The sequence below is a fragment of the Hyphomonas sp. ske169 genome (assembly GCF_056850855.1).
The window spans coordinates 21782-40911 of sequence record NZ_CP096146.1 but is presented as its reverse complement, the minus strand read 5'-3'; the positions used below and the strand labels follow the sequence as shown (position 1 = coordinate 40911).

The window sequence follows — 19130 nt, the reverse complement described above, 5'->3', positions numbered from 1 at the left end:
AAGCCTTGCGCTGTTCAACGACTGTGACACTTTGTTGCAAACCGTTAAGCGTTAAGGCCAGAGCAAACCAATGACCGCATCAACAATTCCTGCTCCGCTCGAGTGGAAAGCCAACCGTGCTAAAACTGATATTTTCTCTGCGATCATAAGGGCCGCGAAACAGTTTGGCGGCAAGACTATTGCGATTGTCGATGGCGATGGCACCGAGGTTGACTATAAGACGATCCTCCGCGGCTCATTTGCGCTCGGATCAGCCCTCGGCAAGAAATTCAAAAAAGACGAAACTGTCGGCGTCATGCTGCCTACTGGCGCGGGTGCTGTGATCGCCTTTTGCGCGGTACTCGCCTCAGGTCGATTGCCGGCTATGCTGAATTTCACCGCTGGGTCTGCGAACATCAAATCCGCAATGAAGGCGGCAAAGATCACGAAAATCGTCACGGCTCATAAGTTTGTGGAACTTGGCGGGCTTGAAGCTCTGATTAAAGAGCTGAGCGACGTTGCGGAGTTCATCTATCTCGAAGATGTCCGCGAAGAGCTTGGCTTGATGGACAAAGTTGCTGGCGGCCTCGGTCCCGTCATGCCAAGCCTATTCCATCGTAAGAAAAGCCATACCAAACCCGGCGTGGTCCTTTTCACGTCAGGCACAGAAGGCGAGCCCAAGGGCGTTGTGCTGTCCCACCACAATATTGTCGCCAATGTCGAACAGGTGCGTGCGCATATCGGGCTCGATCCGAAAACCGATAGCGTGTTTAATCCGTTGCCGACATTTCACTGTTTTGGCCTAACCGTCGGCGCCATCTTGCCACTGATAGCTGGCGTACGCGCCGTGTTCCACCCTAGCCCGCTACAGCCGCGTGAAATTGCCGGGCGGATTCACGAGACCGGTGCCACCATCCTGCTGGCGACAGACACTTTCATCGGCCAGTACGCCCGCGTCGCCAAAGACGGCGCGATGGATTCCGTACGGCTCGCCGTCTGCGGGGCAGAACGCGTTCGCGATGAGACCCGCGCCTTTGTCCGCAAGAAGTTCAATATCGAAATCCTGGAAGGCTATGGTGCGACAGAGGCCTCTCCGGTCGTCGCGGCCAATCAGATGGAGTTTAACAAGCCTGGCACGGTGGGCCGGTTGATGTCCGACATGGAACATGAATTAGTCCCGGTCGAAGGCATTGAAGAAGGCGGGAAACTCCGCATTCGTGGTCCAAATATCATGCTCGGCTATATGCGCTCATCGGCCCCCGGCGTCATCGAGCCGCTTCCGGATGGTTGGCACGATACGGGCGACATTTGCGTGGTCGATGAGGATGACTGCATTCGCATCATGGGCCGGGTCAAACGGTTCGCCAAAATTGGCGGGGAGATGGTCTCCCTCGCGGTGGTCGAAAATTGCGCCAGCGCGATTTGGCCAGACGAAATGCATGCCGCCGCTGCGATCCCTGATCCGCGCAAAGGCGAACAAGTCGTGCTGCTCACGACCGCGAAAGACGCTGACCGCAGCGCCCTGCTCGCCTGGTGTCAGTCGCATGGTGTGTCGGAACTTTCAGTGCCGCGCAAAGTCTTCCACATCGAAGAAGTGCCTGTGCTGGGAACCGGGAAAACTGACTATGGTGCCGTCGGCAAAATGGTCCGCTCTCTGACGGAAACGGCTTAAAGCGGCGCCTCATAGGCCCAGCCGTCAAAACCCGGAATCACACGGTCGGGCAGCTCTGCCTTCAAAGTTTTATAGTCAAAATCAATGTGCAAATTGGTTAACACAGTCTGCCGTGGACGGAGCAAATCAACCCACTCCAAGGTTTGCTCTAGATGGGCGTGAGACGGGTGCGGCGTGTAGCGTAAGGCGTCGATCACAAGCAGGTCGAGCCCTTCTAGCGCTTCAAGACTCTGATCCGGAAAACCGTTCAAATCGTTGCAATAAGCGATATTGCCAATGCGGAAGCCCAAAGAGCGAATATAGCCGTGCTCCTGGTCAATAGGCAGGACCTCGATCTTCCCGCCAGGACCAGTTAGTTCAAACGGTTTTTGGGCTGTCAGCAGTGGCTGAACATCATAGATGGGCGGATAGCCATTCTCACCATGAAAAACGTATTTGAATTTCGGCAGTAAGGTCCGCGATGTCGGTTCATCCATAAAGGCTTTAACCTGCGCACGATTGCGAATGGCGAGCGCGCGCACATCATCGATGCCATGAGTTTGATCGGCATGATCATGGGTAAAGACGACGGCATCGAGGCGCGTCACTTGCGCCGCTAAAAGCTGCTCGCGCATATCCGGTGAGGTATCGATGAGAACAGTCGTGGCGTCATCTGGCGCGGCTGCATCCCACACTTCAACTAAAGCCGAACAGCGTGTCCGCCGGTTTTTTGGCTCGGACGGATCGCAAGCGCCCCAATCGCCGCCGACACGCGGCACACCGCCGGATGAACCCGTGCCTAGGAGCGTGAGCTTGATTCGCCGCTGGCTCATGACACCTGCGCAAAGAGCCGAAGCGCGTTGGCTTCACACAAGGCTCCCACCTCGTCACGGCTTAGCCCATGCAACTCAGCGAGCGCATCGGCGACATAAGGCAAATAGGCGGGCTCATTCCGCCGGCCTCGATAAGGCATTGGCGTCAGATAGGGGCAGTCGGTTTCTAGGATGACCCGATCAAGCGGCACGTCTTTGATCACCGCTCGAACCTCTTTCGCACTTTTGAACGAAAGGATCCCTGAGACCGAAACATAGGCGCCCAAAGCCAGACCGCGCTGACACAGATCCGGCCCTCCCGTATAGCAATGCAATAGGATCGGAAACGCCCCTCGTGCCGTTTCGTCTTCAAGAATGTTTGCCGTTAAATCATCTGCTTCGCGCGTATGAACGATTAGCGGCAGACCCGTCTCACGTGCCGCCGCAATATGCGTCCGGAAGCTCGCTTCTTGCTGATCTTGGGGGCTGTATCCATAATGTAGATCCATGCCGGTCTCGCCAATCGCAACGACGTTCTCGTCTGCCGCTAAATCGATCAAGTCTTCAGGCTGAGTTTCGATAAAATCCTTGGCGTGGTGCGGATGCGTGCCGACACTGCACCAAATATCGTCATTATCGCGCGCAATCTCGCTGACCCGCGGAAAGCTGTCTAAGCGCTCACAAATCGCAAGCATCCGTGTCACACCGGCCTCGCGCGCGCGGGCAAGTACCTCGCCTAAATCATCCTCATAAGCCTCAGCGTGCAAGTTTACATGGGTATCAAACATGGGCTCAGGCGCTTACAGCCTTCACACCATCTTGCAAGACGGAAAACAGCTTTGTCGCGGTTTGTAGCGGTGTCAGATTGAGCTCATCTGCTGTCGACCGCACCTGATGCATCTTGAGCCAGGTTTCGCTCAGCTCGGCATCAGTATCGGCTTTCTCCGCCACCCAGAAGAGTAAGGTGTCTGTGAACGCGTTGAGGGAGCCCTCATCCACGAGCACAGACGTCAACGCGGACGACACCACGCCGCCTGTAGGCTTCCGCACATTCCTGAGCAGCGCCCGTGCGGCCTGCACCGCCTTGGCTCCAGCGGTTTGAGAAAGCTCCAATCCATAGCCCGGCCGCCCTGGCGCGAGATCACAGGCGAGATCTGCGTTGCAATCATGCTGGCTCAGCACCGTTTTGGTCTCGTCTTCGGTCAGAGGATAAAGTCGTAAGACCTGGCAGCGCGATCGGATGGTCGGCAGGATCGGCTGGCGCGCATGTGAGATCAGGATGAGCAAGGCATTATTTGGCGGCTCCTCAAGCGTTTTCAAGAGCGCATTCATGCCGGAGACGTTCATCTCGTCCAGCGCATCGATCACGCCCACGCGCCATCCCGCCATGGCTGGGCGCAGCGTGAAAAACTGATTAAGCTCGCGGATCTGTTCGACCGTAATATCTTGTCTGAGTTTGCCCTTATCGTTCAGCCCCCGCGTAACCCATTTCAGATCAGGATGACCGCCGGAGAGCACAAGCTGCATGGTCTTGTCGTCCGGCGTCGAATCCGGCGCGCTTGCACCCAGCATTAGGCCGGCAATCCGTCGCGCGAAAATTGATTTGCCAATCCCAGAGGGCCCTTGAAAGATCCAGCCATGATGCAATCGGCCCGAAGCCCGCGCCGCTAGGAATCGATCCTCTTGCGCGCGATGCCCTTCTAGCGGAAATGCCGCAGTCATATCGCGCCCAACCGGGTCTCGATCTGCGTCAGAGCAGACGCCAAGACCAGCTCAGGAGTCTGGAGTGCATCAATCAAAACACAACGGTCTGGATCTTGTTCAGCAATCTCAAGAAAAGCCGCGCGAATTTTAGCGTGAAACGCCAAATCCTTTTGCTCGAACACGTCCTGAGTGCCGCGCACACGGCGTCGCTCCGCAAGATCTTCTGGCGCAGCATCTAAGATCAAAGTCAGATCCGGCTTCGTCTCGCCGACCACGGCCTGCTCAATCATCAACAGCGTTTCAGGGCGCTCACCATCAATGCTCTGATAGGCGCGCGTCGAATCCGCGAACCGGTCACATAAGACCCAGTCGCCGCGGGCCAGCGCCGGACGGATCCGCTTATTCAAATGGTCATCGCGCGAGGTGTTCATCAGCAAAGCGTGCGAAAGCGGCGACCAGGCCTCCCCGGCGGGCGGGTTCAAGGCTAAAGCGCGGACCGCTTCGGCTAATGTCGTGCCCCCAGGCTCGCGGGTGACGACAACGGTGTGGTCCCGCTCGCGTAACGCGTCTGCGAGACCCGCAATCAGAGTGGATTTACCGGTTCCCTCGCCGCCTTCCAGCGTGATGAAGCGCCCGCCCTCGGTCAAATGTCTATGCTCCGCCTTCCAGCATCCGGCTAAGGCCCTCAATTGAGCGCCCGAGGAACCCGAGCCGCGCAACATCTTCAGTCGCGACCAAAGGCAGTTCGATCGGGTCCTTGCCTTCAATCGTCACAACCAGAGTCGCAATTTCGTCTCCCGCCGTCACAGGGGCTTGGATCAAGCGATCATAGACGATTTCAGACGTCCCTTTTGCGAAGGCGCGTCGGTGGGCGGTGACGCTCATTGGCTCGGCAAGCTTCACGCCCACAGAGCGAGACTCCCCCATCCAGACATCGAGCTCGGCCAAACGCTTATCGCCTGCCTCTATCGTGCGCGTCTCAAACGCGCTAAACGCCATCCGCATTAGTCGCTCTGCTTCCTGCGCGCGCGCTTGTTTGCTCGGCAGGCCATTGATTACGATTGTGCGCCGCGCCCCATCGCGAACAGCCGATGCGGTGAGGCCATATCCAGACTCATCCAAATGGCCGGTCTTGAGCCCATCCGCGCCTTCCATCGTGCCCAGCAATGGGTTTCGGTTCGCTTGGGTGTATTCGCCCCATGTGTATTCTGGCTGGCTGTACCAGTCATAGTATTCTGGATAATCGTCGATGATCAGCTTTGCGAGCCGCGCAAGATCAGCGGCCGAAACCACATGCCCTTCGCCTTCCAAGCCCGTCGTATTGACGAAATTTGCGGTGGTCAGTCCAAGCTCTTGCGCACGTTCTGTCATTTGCCGCGCAAACGCCTGTTCAGAGCCAGCAATCCCTTCGGCGAGCACGATACAGGCATCATTGCCTGACATCACAATCATACCCTGTAACAGTTCGCGCACGGTCGGGCGCTCTTTTGGACGGAGGCCCATGGTCGAGGTCCCCGATGGAAAACCGCCGCGCCGCCAGGCATCATCGCTGACAGTCATCTGTGTATCGAGCGTGATCTCGCCATCATTTATCAGATCGAACACAAAGTAAGCCGTCATCATCTTGGTCATTGAGGCGGGCACCATCGGCACATCCCCATCTTTGGACCACAGGATTTCGCCCGACTCATGATCGAGGATCACGGCATATTCAGCATCTGTTTCAAGGATCTGCGCCTGCGCGAGGCCCGGCCAAACGGCCAATAAAATGATCAGAGCTGCCCTGCGCAAAACCTTCATATCCAGAATCCTTTCGACCAAGAAATTAGCCCTTTTTCCTGCCAAGGAAAAAGGGCCAGTTCGTGACGAAGGTCAATCTTTGTTGCAGGGCGCCTCTAACGCCGTGTGAGGAACCCTTCCGCGATCCCAGCACGTGCCAATGCGGCACGCTGTACCTCTGCCGCGTCCATGCTGGCAAATGGTCCGATCAAAACACGGAAATAGTCGCCGCCATTGACCCGCGCTTCTTCGATTTTCACGTCCATCGTGCGATCGAAGGCAAAGGTAAGCTGCTGTGCATTGGCAATATCAGCGAATGCTCCGGCTTGGATATAAAAACCCCCGGTCGGCGCAACACTTGGCGCGGATTGGTGCACAGCAGGCGTCGCTGGAAGGTAAGTTGGGCTCTCGAGTGAGGCGGTCGGATAAGTAGGCTCCACCGGCGGCATCACATCATCTTCAATCGCATTCGATGCGTAGGAATTCGTCTGCACCGGCGCTGGCCCAAGATAATTGAGCTTAACCCGCGCAGAGTTGCCTTTACTGAGGCCGAGCACCGAGCCCGCCCGCGGCGACAATTCCATGATCCGTTTGCCGTCAAATGGGCCGCGATCATTCACGCGCACCACGATCTCGCGACCATTATCCTCGTTCACAACTTGCACGAGGCTTGGTAGCGGCAAGCTTGGATGCGCCGCTGTCATTGCAGTCTCATCAAAGATCTCACCATTGGCGGTTGGCTTACCATTGAAACCATCTGAATAGACACTGGCGAGGCCGGTCTCTTGAGTGATCGCGGCATCGCGGTTCGCGCGAACCCGACTCAATGTGAGAGGCTTACCCGTGCTCACCGCAGATTGGGTTTGCAGAGACGCGATCCGGATCGGTTTAACGGGCGCTTTTGCAATATCAGCTGCTGCGCCTGCAGCGGAGACGCCGCCGGCGAGCAGTGACACAGGACTTGGCGACGGCACCGCAGACGAAACCGTTGAAGCCGCGGACACGGCCGACTCAACCGGAGAGAACGTGATTGGCGAATCAAATGCTGGCTTTGGAGCGCTCAATGCTGGGGCGTTTGAAGGCACCTCGAAGGCAGGGGCTTGGGCTTGCGCTGGTTGCATCGCAGGGCCCTGGGCCGAAAAGAAATTATCCGGTTGATCCGGATAGCGGAACTCAATCCGCTGTTGACTGTTTACAGATACACGGCTCGGCGCTGCCTGTGTGGGTAAAGCTTGCGACTGAACAGAAGAGGCGTCGCCAGGTTGCGCATATCGAATCGGCGCGCCGCGATCGGCATTCGCGTTTCCAGCTGTCACAATGGTCAAGATACTGGCCCCTAAAAGGGCGTAACAAACAGAATTGGAGACTGACGTCTTCATCTCTTACCTCTTTCTGCGGTCCCTGCTCCATTCTTGGAGCGCGGGCAGAGCATTCAGCTCTTTCTCGATGATGCCACGTTTACCATAGCAAGCTGCATGTACGGTGAATGGGAACAAAAACTTAGGCGCATCCTCGGAAAGACCTGATTAACCATAAACCGACCAAAAGCAGGCAATTTCATGACAGGGCTTGCAATCTTTCGCGGACTGTAGAAAAGGAAGCGTCCTGCTGCGGAGGAGTGGCAGAGTGGTTGAATGCGGCGGTCTTGAAAACCGTTGAGCGTGCGAGCGTTCCGGGGGTTCGAATCCCTCCTCCTCCGCCATCTGGCTTCTGAACATTGGTGTATAAAAAAGGCGCCTAAGCCTGAGCGGCGATGCCGCGCAATCTATGGGATTGACGGCTGCTGTTTGGGCGATGATTAAGGGTCATCTTGTCGACGGAGGACGAAGCGGGGTCTCCGGAAAACTCCAAGAAAGCCTAACCTCATTATTATTCAACTGCGCTCAGAATGAGGGACTCACAATATTGGGGTTGCGAGTGGCCCATTCCTAATGACCGCTTCAGGCGTCAAAGCGATCCCTTGGGTCATGCTCCTGATCAATCATCAGTGACCGTCAGATCCAATGCGAGCAGCATCAATAGCGATGCTGCCTGTACGATGGAAAAGACAAGCGTGGTGGCGTATAGAGGAAATGATTGGGCCTTGAAAATGGGTAGCAAGACCAGAAACAGAGGAACTTCCACCGCCATTTCCATGCCAAAGATCAGCATGATTTCCCACAGGTTGCGGCGTCTGAGCGCGTTAAGGAAAGGCGCGCGCTGAGGCCAAATTGTCGCCCAGTTAATCGCAAGAATCACTACGGCTGAAACCGGCCACACGGTGTTGGGTGACACGCCATAAGCAAACAATAAAACCGGTAGCAGCGCCGCCACAATTACAAGAAGTCCTGCCATGACGGTGGCAGTTAAAGCTTGTTGTTGTGCGGTAGTGACGTGTTTGGGTTTGGTGAAAGCGATAAGCGTACCAAAGCCAACAAAAACGCCCGCAATCTGAGCCACGGTATAGAATAGCGTGATATGATTTATCATAGCAGCAACCCTTATCACGACAAGGCGACTATGTCCGCTTATTGGCAGTGGATTCACCCGGTCATTGCAACACAGGCATTTAATCGCTCAGCTGGGGTGTCATAGTCCAGCGTTTTTCTTGGACGCTCATTCATCTGTCTTGCGACAGCGTTGAGTTTAGCCTGCGAGTGGACCGACAGGTCCGTGCCTTTCGGGAAATATTGGCGCAGCAGCCGGTTGGTGTTCTCGTTCGATCCGCGCTGCCAGGGACTTTTCGGATCACAGAAATAGACCTGGATGTCAGTCGCCAGCGTGAAGCGCTTATGATCCGAGAGTTCCTTGCCGCGGTCCCAGGTCAGCGACTTGTAGAGTTCTTTTGGCAGCTTCTTTGATTGTTTGATCAGCGCTGCGATGACCGTCTCGGTGTCGCGACTATCAACCTTGGCCAGCATCAGATAGCGCGTGGCGTTCGACCAGCGTGACGATGTGACTGCCCTTTGAGCCAGCGATGAGATCCCCTTCCCAGTGACCTGGCACGGCGCGATCTTCCACAGCGGCCGGACGCTCACGGATTGAGATCATGTCCTTGATCTGCCCGAGGCCCGACTGGCGCAGGCTGGAGGCACGCGGCCGTCGCATCGAGCGGGGAGACCGTAAATATGCAATCAGCTCTTTCTTCAACGCGCCGCGGGCCTGCACAAACAGGCTTCGATAGATGGTCTCATGTGACACGCGTTTCGCCTCGTCTTCCGGATGCTGCTTTTTCAGCCAGCCTGCGATCTGCTGCGGTGACCATTGCTGGCGAAGCTTGGCAGAGACTGTCCGGCAAAGCACTTTGTTGCAAGCCAGTTTGTTGAGCTTGGGGCGCTGCGCGCGTGTCCAGGCGGCTGTATCTGCTTTGGTCGCGCGATAGGCCCTGCGGCCGCCATTGCGCATCACCTCCCGGCTGATCGTTGATGGCGCTCGCCCCAGATGTTTGGCAATGCACCGATACGATTGATCCGCCCCAAGACCGCGGGAGATTTCTTCCCGCTCTGAAAGACTCAAGGCCAGGGGTCCCCGCTTGCGTGGCTCTGGTCGAAATCCGCCGGTGCGAGAAATCAGCGGATGGATCGAAGAGGAGTCCCGCTCAAAGCCGCGCCCGATCGAGGACATCGACTCCCCGCGTTGCCAGCGATCCCAAATTTCTGCCTTTTGAGCCTCAGTAAAATATATTCGACGACGTCGTTTCATCGCTCCACTCCAGTTTTGAAATCAAACTAAAGTGTTGCAACGACCTGTTGAGCGCGCCGGCCCAAACAAGACATTGCGAGCGCCTGGAGAAGAACGACTTTTGCCTCCCTACCCCATCTCAGGCGCGTCAAACCGCTCCTGCAGCGTAAACACCTCTTTCGAAGGCCCTTCCGCACGCAGTTGTTGAAGTTTCTCCCAGCCCATGCGGATCGTGATACGTTCAGTCTTCGGTGCCCACCACATGGCGAGGGTGGCGCCAACCGAACGGTCGCCCCAATTTCGTAACTCTTTCATCCCGTCGCGGTGCCGGTCATAACGATAGGCGAATTGATGCAGCGCGGCGACGTCTTTCCACCCCGCCATTGTGATCACGTCGGGGTTCACAAAGCCTTGGTCAGCGGTCGCAAACGCGTCTTCGAAGGTGAAGAACTCGCCGTCCTGCGATCGGATCGCGTGATTGTGCCACGACAAACCCTCATACGCATCGGCCTTCGCAAATATTTCTGGCAGCTGACTAAAGAAAAACTGCGCGTTGGCGTCTTCCGACGATATCAAACCGAGCGGACGAAAAACGTTGATATGAATAAGTGAATATTGAGCCAAAACATCCCCACCCGCCAAAATTCAGATCGGGCAAGGCTTTATTGTGACTCTTTGGTTTGAACATCCCTAAAATTTAAAAAGTTCAAGTCTTTTTGTGCTCACTTCAAACCGACCAAAAATCAGAGATGGAAATTTCACCGCACTTCGCCTCGATCAAGAACAAAAGCGACTCGCAGGCAGGCTGCGAGCCGCTGCCAGGTTTAGCTGGCTTCTTTTTTGGGATCCTGTTCGAGCCCGTATTCACGGACTTTGCGGTACAGGGTCGAACGGCCAATGCCGAGCCGGCGGCTAACTTCGCTCATATGTCCAGCATAGTGTTCGATCGCAAAAGCGATCAGATCGCGCTCAACATCTGCAAGGCTGCGGACTTCACCCTCTTCCATCACGCTCACCGGCACGGAGCCTGGTACGCCAATCGGAGCAGGTGCGACATCGTTAGCTGGGGCTGCTTTGGCAGGGACTTCTGGCAAACTAGCAATTTCTGGCATCACGCCGCTGATTTGCGGGAAATCGTGCGGCTGTAAGTATTCGCCTTCACACAACACGACGGCACGGAAAACTGAGTTCTCGAGCTGACGCACATTGCCTGGCCAGTCAAAAGCGCAGAGCATTTTCAGTGTTTCTTCCGAGGCACCGAGAATCCGCGTGCCTTCTGAGGCATTGAACCGGGCGATGAAGTGATCAACCAAGGCCGGCACGTCTTCTGTCCGCTCACGCAGGGCTGGCATCTCAACTGGGAAGACATTCAAGCGATAGAACAAATCTTCGCGGAAACCGCCTTCTTTTACGCGTTGAGCCAGATCACGATTGGTCGCGGAAATGATCCGTACATCCACTTTGACTGGACGGCGCGCGCCGACAGGGTCCACTTCCCCTTCCTGCAGCGCGCGGAGTAGTTTGACCTGCATATCGAGCGGCAATTCACCCACTTCATCTAGGAAGAGCGTGCCGCCATCAGCCTCAACAAACTTACCAGCAGAGCGCGCGACAGCGCCGGTAAACGCCCCCTTCTCATGCCCAAACAGGATGCTTTCGACGAGATTTTCTGGGATCGCGCCACAATTGACAGAGATAAACGGTTTGCCAGAGCGATCAGACGCACCCTGAATACAGCGAGCGATCACTTCTTTACCGACACCACTTTCCCCCAGGATCAGCACAGGAATATCCGACGCCGCAGCGCGTTGGCCGAGACGAAGCACTTGCTGCATGATCGGCGCACTGGCGATCATATCCTCAAAACCCATCCCACCTTCGGCTTTTCGGGTGAGACGCTTCACTTCACCGGTCAGTGACGACAGTTTCAACGCGTTGCGGATAGAGACAACCACACGCTCGGGATTGGCAGGCTTAACAACAAAGTCGACAGCGCCCGTCCGCATGGCCGCGACAATCGTATCGATCCCGCTGGTTGCGGTAAGCATAATGACAGGGAGATCCGGCCGACGCTCGGTCAGCATTTCAAGTGTCTCCATGCCTGAAAGACCAGGCATTGTGAGATCCAGCAGAACGACATCTGCGCCAGCATTCGCATCGGTCGCAATCGACACACCGGTTTCGCCATCAGGTGCTGTGCGGCAGGCAAACCCAGCCTTCTCAACGGCTGCAGAAAGCAAGCGGCGTTGGGTTGGGTCGTCATCAATTACCAATACGGTCTTGGCCATAATCTATCCCTCAATTAGGCACGCGCAGCAAACGCATGGTTCATTTCGCTACGCCCCGATATGGCACATAGAGATGAGGTTATGGTTCAGATGATCGTTTGAATTTTATCGAGTTTTATTCGATTTCTGGTGCGTCTTTGAAGACCAGCTCTCGCCACCCAGAACGGTCGAATGGTGCCCATTCCCCTTCGGGTTGGGCCAAACGATCGGCAACAGCCACCATGACAAGGGGGTTCACACCCAGACCCACATGGCTTGCTGGCACGACGATATTTTCTGTGTCCGCGCCTTTTTCTGGCGCCTGGACAGACCCGCGCCATGACACAACACCGTCCGTCTTGGTCAAAATAGAAGTCGTTGGTACCGGTGGCGCAGATTCCAGGTCTCGATAGCGCCCTTCGGCTTCAGGCTGGGTCTGTTTGCCATTAATCGCTTCAAACAAACGGCTAGGCGCGGAATGACGTCGATTGTTACTGATCGGACTGCCCAGAGAAACAACAATACGGATGATGTCCGGGTGCATTTTAGCCAGTTCGCGGGCAAAGACACCGCCAAGACTCCAACCGACAATCGACAGCTTCTGACCGTTCTCTTCATAAATCCGCTCAACCAGCTCGGACATTTCCTGCTCGCGCTTTTCGTTGAACTTGACGTTTCGACCAAGGCCCCAGCCATAAGACTTGTAGCCAAGGTCATTAAACAGCTTACGCATCGGACGGGTCGAATGATCGCTGGCCATAAAGCCCGGGAGAACCAAAACGGGATGACCATCCCCTTTGGGCAGATTTTTCATTTGTTTCCGAAACAGGCCAAAAGCCCCAAGCTCAAAAATTGCTCGGCCTTCTGTCAGAGTCCAAAACGGATGTGGCGGTCTCGCCATGGTCGCAGCAGCCAAATTTACCTCCCGTTTGCCGTGTTTGCACGGCTGTTTTCACAACCATGCTCTGTAACGGTATACGTGACAAGGCTAGAAATGGATGCCTAATTCTTAGCTGGCTTTTGCTTTGGCCTTGTTAGTACTGGCTTTCTTAGCCGTTGAAGCTCGAGGTTTGCGTTTCGTTGTCGCCCGACTCTTGCTTGCCACAGCCGCCTTCTTGCGCGCTGGTTTTGCTTTTGGTTGCGCTTGCGGTGGCGTCAAATCTAGCCCAGCGAGCGCTGCGAGTTCTTCGAAACTCTCTTGCAAACATTGACTGTAGAATTCGGGGTCCGGCATCACATCGCGGTCCGCAGTAAACGTAATGGTCGCTTCGTTCACATAGCTTTGCACGACGTGCCCAAGAGCCATTCCGTCCAACAGACAAAGCAAACCCTGCATGCTGACCAGTTTTGCGCCCGCAGAATAGATTGGCACTGGCGGCCCAGGAACGTTTGTCACCACTGTATTGATGACGGGTCGGGCCATAAAATTCGCGACGCCGAGGCGAGAATAAAGCTGTGCGCCAAGCGCCATGAACAGCGCTGGAGACACTTTACTGGCTTCCGTCATCTGACGGGCGCCAAGTGCATTGGTCATCTCTTTCGAGCGGCTCGTTTGATCAAATACATAAGCCATCCGCTCGGCGGCGTCAGAGATGTGGGTTCCAAGCGGCGCGATCATCGCGGAGACTTGATTGCCCATCGTATTCTTTTCGCCCTCAGATCGGACGGAAATCGGTGCCATGGCCGTCATCGTTGTCTTGGGCAAATCATTGTGATGGCGTAGATATTTATTCAAACCGCCGCCGATAATGGTCAGCATCACATCATTGACTTTGGCACCTTCGACGATGCTGCGCAGCGCCTTGATATGTGACAATTCAAATATGCGCCCCTCAACAACCCGGTGCGGAGAGATCTTTGTATTGAAGCGAGTCTTCGGCGCTTCAATCGCAGCTTTCAAACCAAACTCGCCTTTGATCATACCTTTTGCGGCGCGGTAGATTCCAGGCACGGCTTGCGCTGAAACACCCATTTGGCGGATTGGGTTTAGCCATGCCCGCACATAGCCTTTTGCGAACATACCCGCTCGATTTGGGAACTTATCCGGCTTCCAAGTATCAGGCTTGTTCGGCGGGGCAACGCTTGGCGTTGGCGTATGCAAGGCCTGCATCATATCGATCCCGGACATGCCATCGATTGCGGCATGGTGAACTTTTGTCACGACTGCATAGGATCCTTTTGGAACACCCGGAACATTGTCCAAGCCTTCCACAACGGTGAATTCCCAAGGTGGCCGGTTCAAATCCAGAGGGCGGGCAAAGATCCGCGCCGCCTGGATGCAGAGCTGGCGCCAATCACCAGGCTTAGGAAGCGCGACGTGACGGACATGATATTCGAGGTCAAAATCCGCATCTTCCACCCAATAAGGATAGTCGACATTGAACGGCACTTTTACCAGCTTCTGACGCATCGTCTTGGAGAGCTGCATGCGATCCTCATAGAACCGCAAAATGTCTTTATACCGTACGAACCCGCCCGGTGCTGTTGAAGGATCATAGATCAGGATCGATCCAATATGCATTGGTGAGCTTGGTGTTTCCAATGCTACAAACGAGGCATCCATACCCTGCAGCTGTTCCATCATTTCCTCCCAGACCGCGCGCTTTCGAGACAATCCTGCCTCGTATCGTAAACCGGTTCAGAAAAGTATGACGCGTTGTATTCAATTTGACCAGTCTGACTCGCCTGTTTGGAGAAGAATACGATCACGCTCTTGGTTCGGTTGTTACGACGGACGCCGACACAACCAGACTGTTTCACTAAAACCACAAAGACAGCATTACGATTAATACAGTGGAACAAGCTGCTTGATTTTGTATTTCTCAAGAGAAAGATACACCCACCATAAAATAAGATGTGAGCAACACATCGGTGGGGGAGAGAATAATGCGAGACAACCCGTCCAAGGGCCGTGTCTTATTTTTCGTTTGCAGCGTGGTCTTCTTAGACGCCGTCGGCTTCGGTCTGATCATGCCGATTATGCCGGCCCTTTTGGAAGACATCGCAGATCTGTCTATCAGCGATGGGGCGACCGTTGCAGGGCTGCTGCTGACGACCTTTGCGATTATGCAATTTGTGTTCGCGCCGATACTGGGTGGGCTCAGTGATCGCTTTGGGCGTCGACCCATCTTACTTCTCGCATTGTTTGGGTTCGCGATTGATAGCTTCATCATGGCCTGGGCTCCCACGCTGACCTGGTTGTTTATTGCAAGACTGATCTCGGGCGTGTTCGGCGCCACTTATGCGGCTGGGTATGCTTGCATCGTCGATGTGTCCGAACCTGAAGAGCGGGCAAAGCTTTTTGGTTATGCTGGCGCCGCATTGGGCCTTGGCTTCATCTTTGGACCCGCATTTGGCGGGCTTCTCGGTGAATATTGGGTCCGGCTTCCATTCATTGTTGCCGGTGGATTGATCTTTCTGGTCTTTCTGGTCGGGTATTTAACCTTCCCAGAAACACTCAAGCCAGAGAACCGGCGGGCCTTCTCATTTGCCCGCGCCAATCCTCTGGGCAGCTTGATTTCGATCGGTCGTTATCCAGCGGTCTTGATCGTGCTCGCCGCGTTGTTCCTCATTCAGCTCGGCAACCACTCCTATTCCAGCATCTGGTCTTTTTACGTGACAGCCGTCGCCGGTTGGACGCCGTTCCTCATCGGAATATCCATAAGCGTATACGGGTTCGGCGTTGCGGGCGTCCAAGGCGGCCTGACCGGACCCGTGGTTGCAAAGTTTGGAGAAGTGCGCGCGGTCACATTCGCGATGATCGTTGGCTTGGTCTCATTCCTAATCCTGGCTTTTGCTCAAGACGGCGCGCAGATATATATGGCGATCGCTATTGGCGTGTTCGCCGGCTTTCTAAGCCCGGCCCTGCAATCATTGATGACAGAGCGGATTCCAGCCGACTCGCAAGGCGAACTGCAAGGCGCGATCACCAGCCTCTATAGCCTGGCGTCCATCATCAGCCCTGCAGTGATGGCGATTATTTTTACCGCCAATACAGATGACACCGGGCCTTACTTGCCCGGTGCCCCATTTTTATTAGCCGCTGCGCTCGGCCTGCTGGCAGTGATTATATTTGCGTATGGAGCAAAAAGGCTCGGTAACCGAATGCCTGCTGACGGAGCAGTAGTGCCCTCAATCATCAATCCTTCAGATTAAATCCGCTCGATCACCACCGCAGGCGCCATGCCTCCAGCAGCGCACATTGTGATCAAGCCGTATTTGCCGCCAGAGCGTTCGAGCTCATCGAGCGCCGTGCCGATCAAGATCGATCCCGTGGCGCCAATCGGATGGCCGAGCGCCATGGCGCCGCCATTAATGTTCACCTTCTCACGGTCGAGATCGAGATGACGGATAAAGCGCTCAGCGACGACAGAGAAGGCTTCATTGATTTCCCAGACATCAATGTCGTCCTTTGACAGACCGGCCTTGTCCAAGACCTTTTCCGCCGCTTTGACGGGCGCATTGAGCATCAATGTTGGGCAGTCGCCCATATTCGCCGTCGCAACGATACGAGCGCGGGGTTTCCAACCATTCTTATCGACCGCACCTTGCGAAGCGATCAGCAGCGCGGCCGCCCCATCAACGACGCCGGACGAGTTCCCCGCATGGTGGACGTGATTGATTTTGCCTTCGAGCTCCGGATATTTCTTGGTCACCATCGTGCCATATGTGTTGCCCTGATCATCGACGGGAATATCCATGAACATGTTGAAGACGGTTTTTAGACCGCCCAGGCTTTCCATTGTCGTGCCGGGGCGCGGAAACTCTTCTTTATCGAGCGCCAAAGAGCCATCGGGATTGTGCACAGGAACAACTGACTTATCGAAACGTCCCTCGGCGATCGCACGCGCGGCGCGCTCCTGGCTAACGACCGCAAGCTGATCCACAGCCTCACGATCAATGCCTTCCAACGTTGCAATCGCATCCGCGCAAACGCCTTGCTGAGATTGCGGGTGTTTCTCACGCAAACTCATATTACCCGCGTCCAGCATTGGCGGGACTTTCGGATCTGCCGTGGCGGACGTGTAGCTCATCATTTCTGTGCCGCCAGCAATCACGACATCTTCCATGCCTGACATGACTTGCGCTGCAGCAAGGTTCACAGTGGTGATGCCTGAGCCGCAAAAGCGGTCTAGGGTCACGCCAGAGGCTTTGACATCATAGCCTGCGTCCAACGCTGCCATGCGGCCAAGGTCCGCGCCTTGGGCGCCGCGCTGAGAGCTCGTGCCCCAAATAATGTCATCGACTTCCGCCGTATTGATGTCGTTACGGTCTCGCAGAGCTCCGAGCACCGTCGCGGCGAGGTGTTGCGGGTGAAGGTGGGCAAGCGCGCCCTTCCCTTGTTTACCAATTCCGCGGGGCGTGCGACACGCATCAACAATATAGGCTTCGGCCATTTGAACTCTCCAATCTGTGATCCAATGGTATTGATATGCTTTACGTGCACGTCAACGACAAGCCGTGACGTTGCGTGATCGAGCCATCAACACTCTGCCCCATCGGTTGCGCCGCATCGCCGAATAGGACATCTTGTTAACCATGATCCTTGGGGGATGCATGAAAGGGAATAACCATGCGAACACTGTCAGCGAGCCTTTTCGCACTTTGCATTGGCGCGGCACCAATTGGTCTCGCCCAAGCTCAAGGCCTGGTTACGTCAGAACCCGGCACTGGTCTTATCCCGCTCACCGATGAAGAATATGAAGCGCTAGAGGAGCGGGATCCCCTACTCCGAGGCGCCCTGCCGGAATTCATCGATTTGAGCAGTTTTTTGCCGCCCGCGGGCCACCAGGGCGCGCAAGGCTCATGCGTTGGTTGGGCCGTTGGGTATGCCCTTAAAACCTATCACGAAGCCAAAGAAAGCCAGACGGTCCGGCCAGACGAATTCTACCATTTCAGCCCGGCCTTCATTTATAATTCGATCAAGCAAGGCGACGATTGCACAGCGGGGAGCCGGATCACCGATGCGCTTGATTTTGTTCAAAGCACCGGCGCGGTCTCCATGCGAGATTTCCCTTACATCGAGGCCAGTTGCGACTCTCCTCCAGAAGACATCAACGCCCGCGGCGAAGACTTTAAGATCAAAGACTATAACCGTTTGCAACGCGGCGATCTGTTCGGAATCCAAGAAGCGCTTTCAAATGAGAAACCGGTGGTGGCGGGCATGTATGTCTATCCAAGCTTCTATACTTGGGAAGGCAATGGCGTGTACAAGCACGACCCCGATAATGAGCGCGCCAAGGACTATCACGCGGTTACGATCGTTGGGTATGATGATGCCAATGAGGCGATCAAGATCATCAATTCCTGGGGCCCAGACTGGGGCGATGATGGCTATGTCTGGATGCATTATGACACGGCCGAAGAAATCATCCGCGAAGCCTATGTCACCACCGATCGGATGTTCGGCGAAACTGATACAGGCGAGCCAGGCATCGTTCTGGCTGAAGCGCCGACCAGTGGTTCAGAGACGGCGGCAGCTGCCGGTGCGCCTGACACCCAGCTTGAAGTTGAGGATGCAGGACCGGCGCCAGTCGAACCTCTGAATGAGAAAATGCTCGCGGCTGCGGTGACGGGCCATGTTGGCAGAAGTTCAGAAGGCCAGACCCCAAGCGGCTATGACTATTATCCGGCGTCGGTTTGGCTCAATCTAGAAGAGCCTCAACTCGAGCAGATCGAAAGCGCTGAATACTATTTCTACCATCCAACCTTCTTCAATCCGAAGCTGCCTGTGGATGACACAAATGTCTTCCTGGCCACCTGGAAGGGTTATGGCTGTATTGAGGAAGCCGAAGTCAAAGTGACTCTAAAGTCTGGCGAGCAGCTAAGCGCGCCGTTTAATCTCTGCACGATCTGGGATCGGTTTCATCCCGGTGCTTTCCGCAAAGACGGAACGCGGCGCGGGTCGACACCGCTCGATGGGAAAGCCAGCTTTCTAAAGAATGGGGATGAGAACCAGAAGAAAGTCCCACTCCGGAAGAAAGAGGGGTAAGAGCGAAGACAGCCTTTAGGCTTTGTCGTGCTTGCCACCGCGCAGGATGAACACACGGTCGCAATATTTGCATTCCGCCATGTCATCATCGCCCATTTCGTACCAAACGATCGGATGCCCGAGGGCGCCGCCACCGCCATTGCAAGAGACTTTGCGCTCATCGACTAAAATGGTTTCAGGCGTTTCAAAGGATGGTGTTTGTGTCATGGGCTGGCTCACATCTTCCGCAAGGTGAAATTGCCAATCTGGCTAGAGTAGCGGTAGCTAGGCTGGAGCGCGATCCGCGT

16 protein-coding genes, 1 tRNA gene and 1 pseudogene are annotated in these 19130 nt (G+C 55.4%); 4 read left to right on the top strand and 14 right to left on the bottom strand.

The genetic code is table 11. The features are described from left to right. Positions 1–70: 70 nt before the first annotated feature. A complete protein-coding gene (locus MY069_RS00225; protein ID WP_482795070.1) occupies positions 71–1651 on the top strand; it encodes an AMP-binding protein in 1581 nt (526 codons plus the stop codon). On the opposite strand, the gene MY069_RS00220 is transcribed toward MY069_RS00225, so the two are convergent. The 6 genes from MY069_RS00220 to MY069_RS00195 form a co-directional block, all read right to left on the bottom strand. Continuing rightward, complete coding sequence (locus tag MY069_RS00220; RefSeq protein WP_482795069.1) at positions 1648–2463, bottom strand: MBL fold metallo-hydrolase; 816 nt, start codon at positions 2461–2463, stop codon at positions 1648–1650. The two genes, MY069_RS00225 and MY069_RS00220, sit on opposite strands and share 4 nt — an antisense overlap. Continuing rightward, entirely contained in the window at positions 2460–3230 is a 771-nt protein-coding gene (locus MY069_RS00215) for a TatD family hydrolase (protein WP_482795068.1), read from the bottom strand. The genes MY069_RS00220 and MY069_RS00215 overlap by 4 nt, the downstream gene beginning before the upstream one ends. Before the next feature lie 4 nt (positions 3231–3234). Further along, entirely contained in the window at positions 3235–4164 is a 930-nt protein-coding gene (locus MY069_RS00210) for an AAA family ATPase (protein ID WP_482795067.1), read from the bottom strand. Next, a complete protein-coding gene (gene tmk / locus MY069_RS00205) occupies positions 4161–4793 on the bottom strand; it encodes a dTMP kinase (protein WP_482795066.1) in 633 nt (210 codons plus the stop codon). The genes MY069_RS00210 and tmk overlap by 4 nt, the downstream gene beginning before the upstream one ends. Before the next feature lie 4 nt (positions 4794–4797). Further along, positions 4798–5946 (bottom strand): D-alanyl-D-alanine carboxypeptidase family protein, encoded by a 1149-nt coding sequence (locus MY069_RS00200; RefSeq protein ID WP_482795065.1) that lies wholly within the window; start codon positions 5944–5946, stop codon positions 4798–4800. A 95-nt stretch (positions 5947–6041) separates the two neighbouring features. After that, a complete protein-coding gene (locus tag MY069_RS00195; protein WP_482795064.1) occupies positions 6042–7304 on the bottom strand; it encodes a septal ring lytic transglycosylase RlpA family protein in 1263 nt (420 codons plus the stop codon). Between the two features lie 233 nt (positions 7305–7537). On the opposite strand from MY069_RS00195, the gene MY069_RS00190 reads away from it, so the two are divergent. Continuing rightward, positions 7538–7627: transfer RNA gene (locus MY069_RS00190), tRNA-Ser, on the top strand. 275 nt (positions 7628–7902) lie between these two features. On the opposite strand, the gene MY069_RS00185 is transcribed toward MY069_RS00190, so the two are convergent. The 6 genes and pseudogenes from MY069_RS00185 to MY069_RS00160 form a co-directional block, all read right to left on the bottom strand. Beyond that, the gene (locus MY069_RS00185) at positions 7903–8394 is read right to left on the bottom strand and encodes a hypothetical protein (protein ID WP_482795063.1); all 492 of its coding nucleotides are present in this window, start codon (positions 8392–8394) and stop codon (positions 7903–7905) included. Between the two features lie 53 nt (positions 8395–8447). Continuing rightward, positions 8448–9606, bottom strand: a pseudogene (locus MY069_RS00180) (IS30 family transposase). 108 nt (positions 9607–9714) lie between these two features. Further along, positions 9715–10161 carry a DUF3291 domain-containing protein gene (locus MY069_RS00175; RefSeq protein ID WP_482796730.1) on the bottom strand — a complete coding sequence of 149 codons (447 nt, stop codon included), beginning with the start codon at positions 10159–10161 and terminating at the stop codon, positions 9715–9717. 248 nt (positions 10162–10409) lie between these two features. After that, entirely contained in the window at positions 10410–11873 is a 1464-nt protein-coding gene (locus MY069_RS00170) for a sigma-54-dependent transcriptional regulator (RefSeq protein ID WP_482795062.1), read from the bottom strand. Between the two features lie 115 nt (positions 11874–11988). Then, a complete protein-coding gene (locus tag MY069_RS00165; protein WP_482795061.1) occupies positions 11989–12768 on the bottom strand; it encodes an esterase/lipase family protein in 780 nt (259 codons plus the stop codon). Between the two features lie 93 nt (positions 12769–12861). Further along, a complete protein-coding gene (locus MY069_RS00160) occupies positions 12862–14433 on the bottom strand; it encodes a WS/DGAT/MGAT family O-acyltransferase (protein ID WP_482795060.1) in 1572 nt (523 codons plus the stop codon). Positions 14434–14738: 305 nt separating this feature from the next. Between MY069_RS00160 and MY069_RS00155 the strand changes: the two genes are divergently transcribed. Then, positions 14739–16007, top strand: coding sequence for a TCR/Tet family MFS transporter (locus MY069_RS00155; RefSeq protein WP_482795059.1), 1269 nt, complete (start codon positions 14739–14741; stop codon positions 16005–16007). Here MY069_RS00155 and MY069_RS00150 read toward each other — a convergent pair. Then, complete coding sequence (locus MY069_RS00150; protein ID WP_482795058.1) at positions 16004–17248, bottom strand: acetyl-CoA C-acetyltransferase; 1245 nt, start codon at positions 17246–17248, stop codon at positions 16004–16006. The genes MY069_RS00155 and MY069_RS00150 overlap by 4 nt on opposite strands. A 176-nt stretch (positions 17249–17424) precedes the next feature. Between MY069_RS00150 and MY069_RS00145 the strand changes: the two genes are divergently transcribed. Continuing rightward, complete coding sequence (locus MY069_RS00145) at positions 17425–18843, top strand: C1 family peptidase (protein ID WP_482795057.1); 1419 nt, start codon at positions 17425–17427, stop codon at positions 18841–18843. Between the two features lie 15 nt (positions 18844–18858). Here the strand turns inward: MY069_RS00145 and MY069_RS00140 are convergent, their stop codons facing one another. Next, positions 18859–19050 carry a zinc-finger domain-containing protein gene (locus MY069_RS00140; RefSeq protein ID WP_482795056.1) on the bottom strand — a complete coding sequence of 64 codons (192 nt, stop codon included), beginning with the start codon at positions 19048–19050 and terminating at the stop codon, positions 18859–18861. Positions 19051–19130: the final 80 nt, after the last annotated feature.

Excerpts from the sequence above, each read along its gene's own strand:
- MY069_RS00225 (WP_482795070.1), top strand. The coding sequence starts at position 71 with ATGACCGCATCAACAATTCCTGCTCCGCTCGAGTGGAAAGCCAACCGT.
- MY069_RS00220 (WP_482795069.1), bottom strand. The coding sequence starts at position 2,463 with ATGAGCCAGCGGCGAATCAAGCTCACGCTCCTAGGCACGGGTTCATCC.
- MY069_RS00215 (WP_482795068.1), bottom strand. The coding sequence starts at position 3,230 with ATGTTTGATACCCATGTAAACTTGCACGCTGAGGCTTATGAGGATGAT.
- MY069_RS00210 (WP_482795067.1), bottom strand. The coding sequence starts at position 4,164 with ATGACTGCGGCATTTCCGCTAGAAGGGCATCGCGCGCAAGAGGATCGA.
- MY069_RS00200 (WP_482795065.1), bottom strand. The coding sequence starts at position 5,946 with ATGAAGGTTTTGCGCAGGGCAGCTCTGATCATTTTATTGGCCGTTTGG.
- MY069_RS00195 (WP_482795064.1), bottom strand. The coding sequence starts at position 7,304 with ATGAAGACGTCAGTCTCCAATTCTGTTTGTTACGCCCTTTTAGGGGCC.
- MY069_RS00185 (WP_482795063.1), bottom strand. The coding sequence starts at position 8,394 with ATGATAAATCATATCACGCTATTCTATACCGTGGCTCAGATTGCGGGC.
- MY069_RS00170 (WP_482795062.1), bottom strand. The coding sequence starts at position 11,873 with ATGGCCAAGACCGTATTGGTAATTGATGACGACCCAACCCAACGCCGC.
- MY069_RS00160 (WP_482795060.1), bottom strand. The coding sequence starts at position 14,433 with ATGGAACAGCTGCAGGGTATGGATGCCTCGTTTGTAGCATTGGAAACA.
- MY069_RS00155 (WP_482795059.1), top strand. The coding sequence starts at position 14,739 with ATGCGAGACAACCCGTCCAAGGGCCGTGTCTTATTTTTCGTTTGCAGC.
- MY069_RS00150 (WP_482795058.1), bottom strand. The coding sequence starts at position 17,248 with ATGGCCGAAGCCTATATTGTTGATGCGTGTCGCACGCCCCGCGGAATT.
- MY069_RS00145 (WP_482795057.1), top strand. The coding sequence starts at position 17,425 with ATGCGAACACTGTCAGCGAGCCTTTTCGCACTTTGCATTGGCGCGGCA.
- MY069_RS00140 (WP_482795056.1), bottom strand. The coding sequence starts at position 19,050 with ATGACACAAACACCATCCTTTGAAACGCCTGAAACCATTTTAGTCGAT.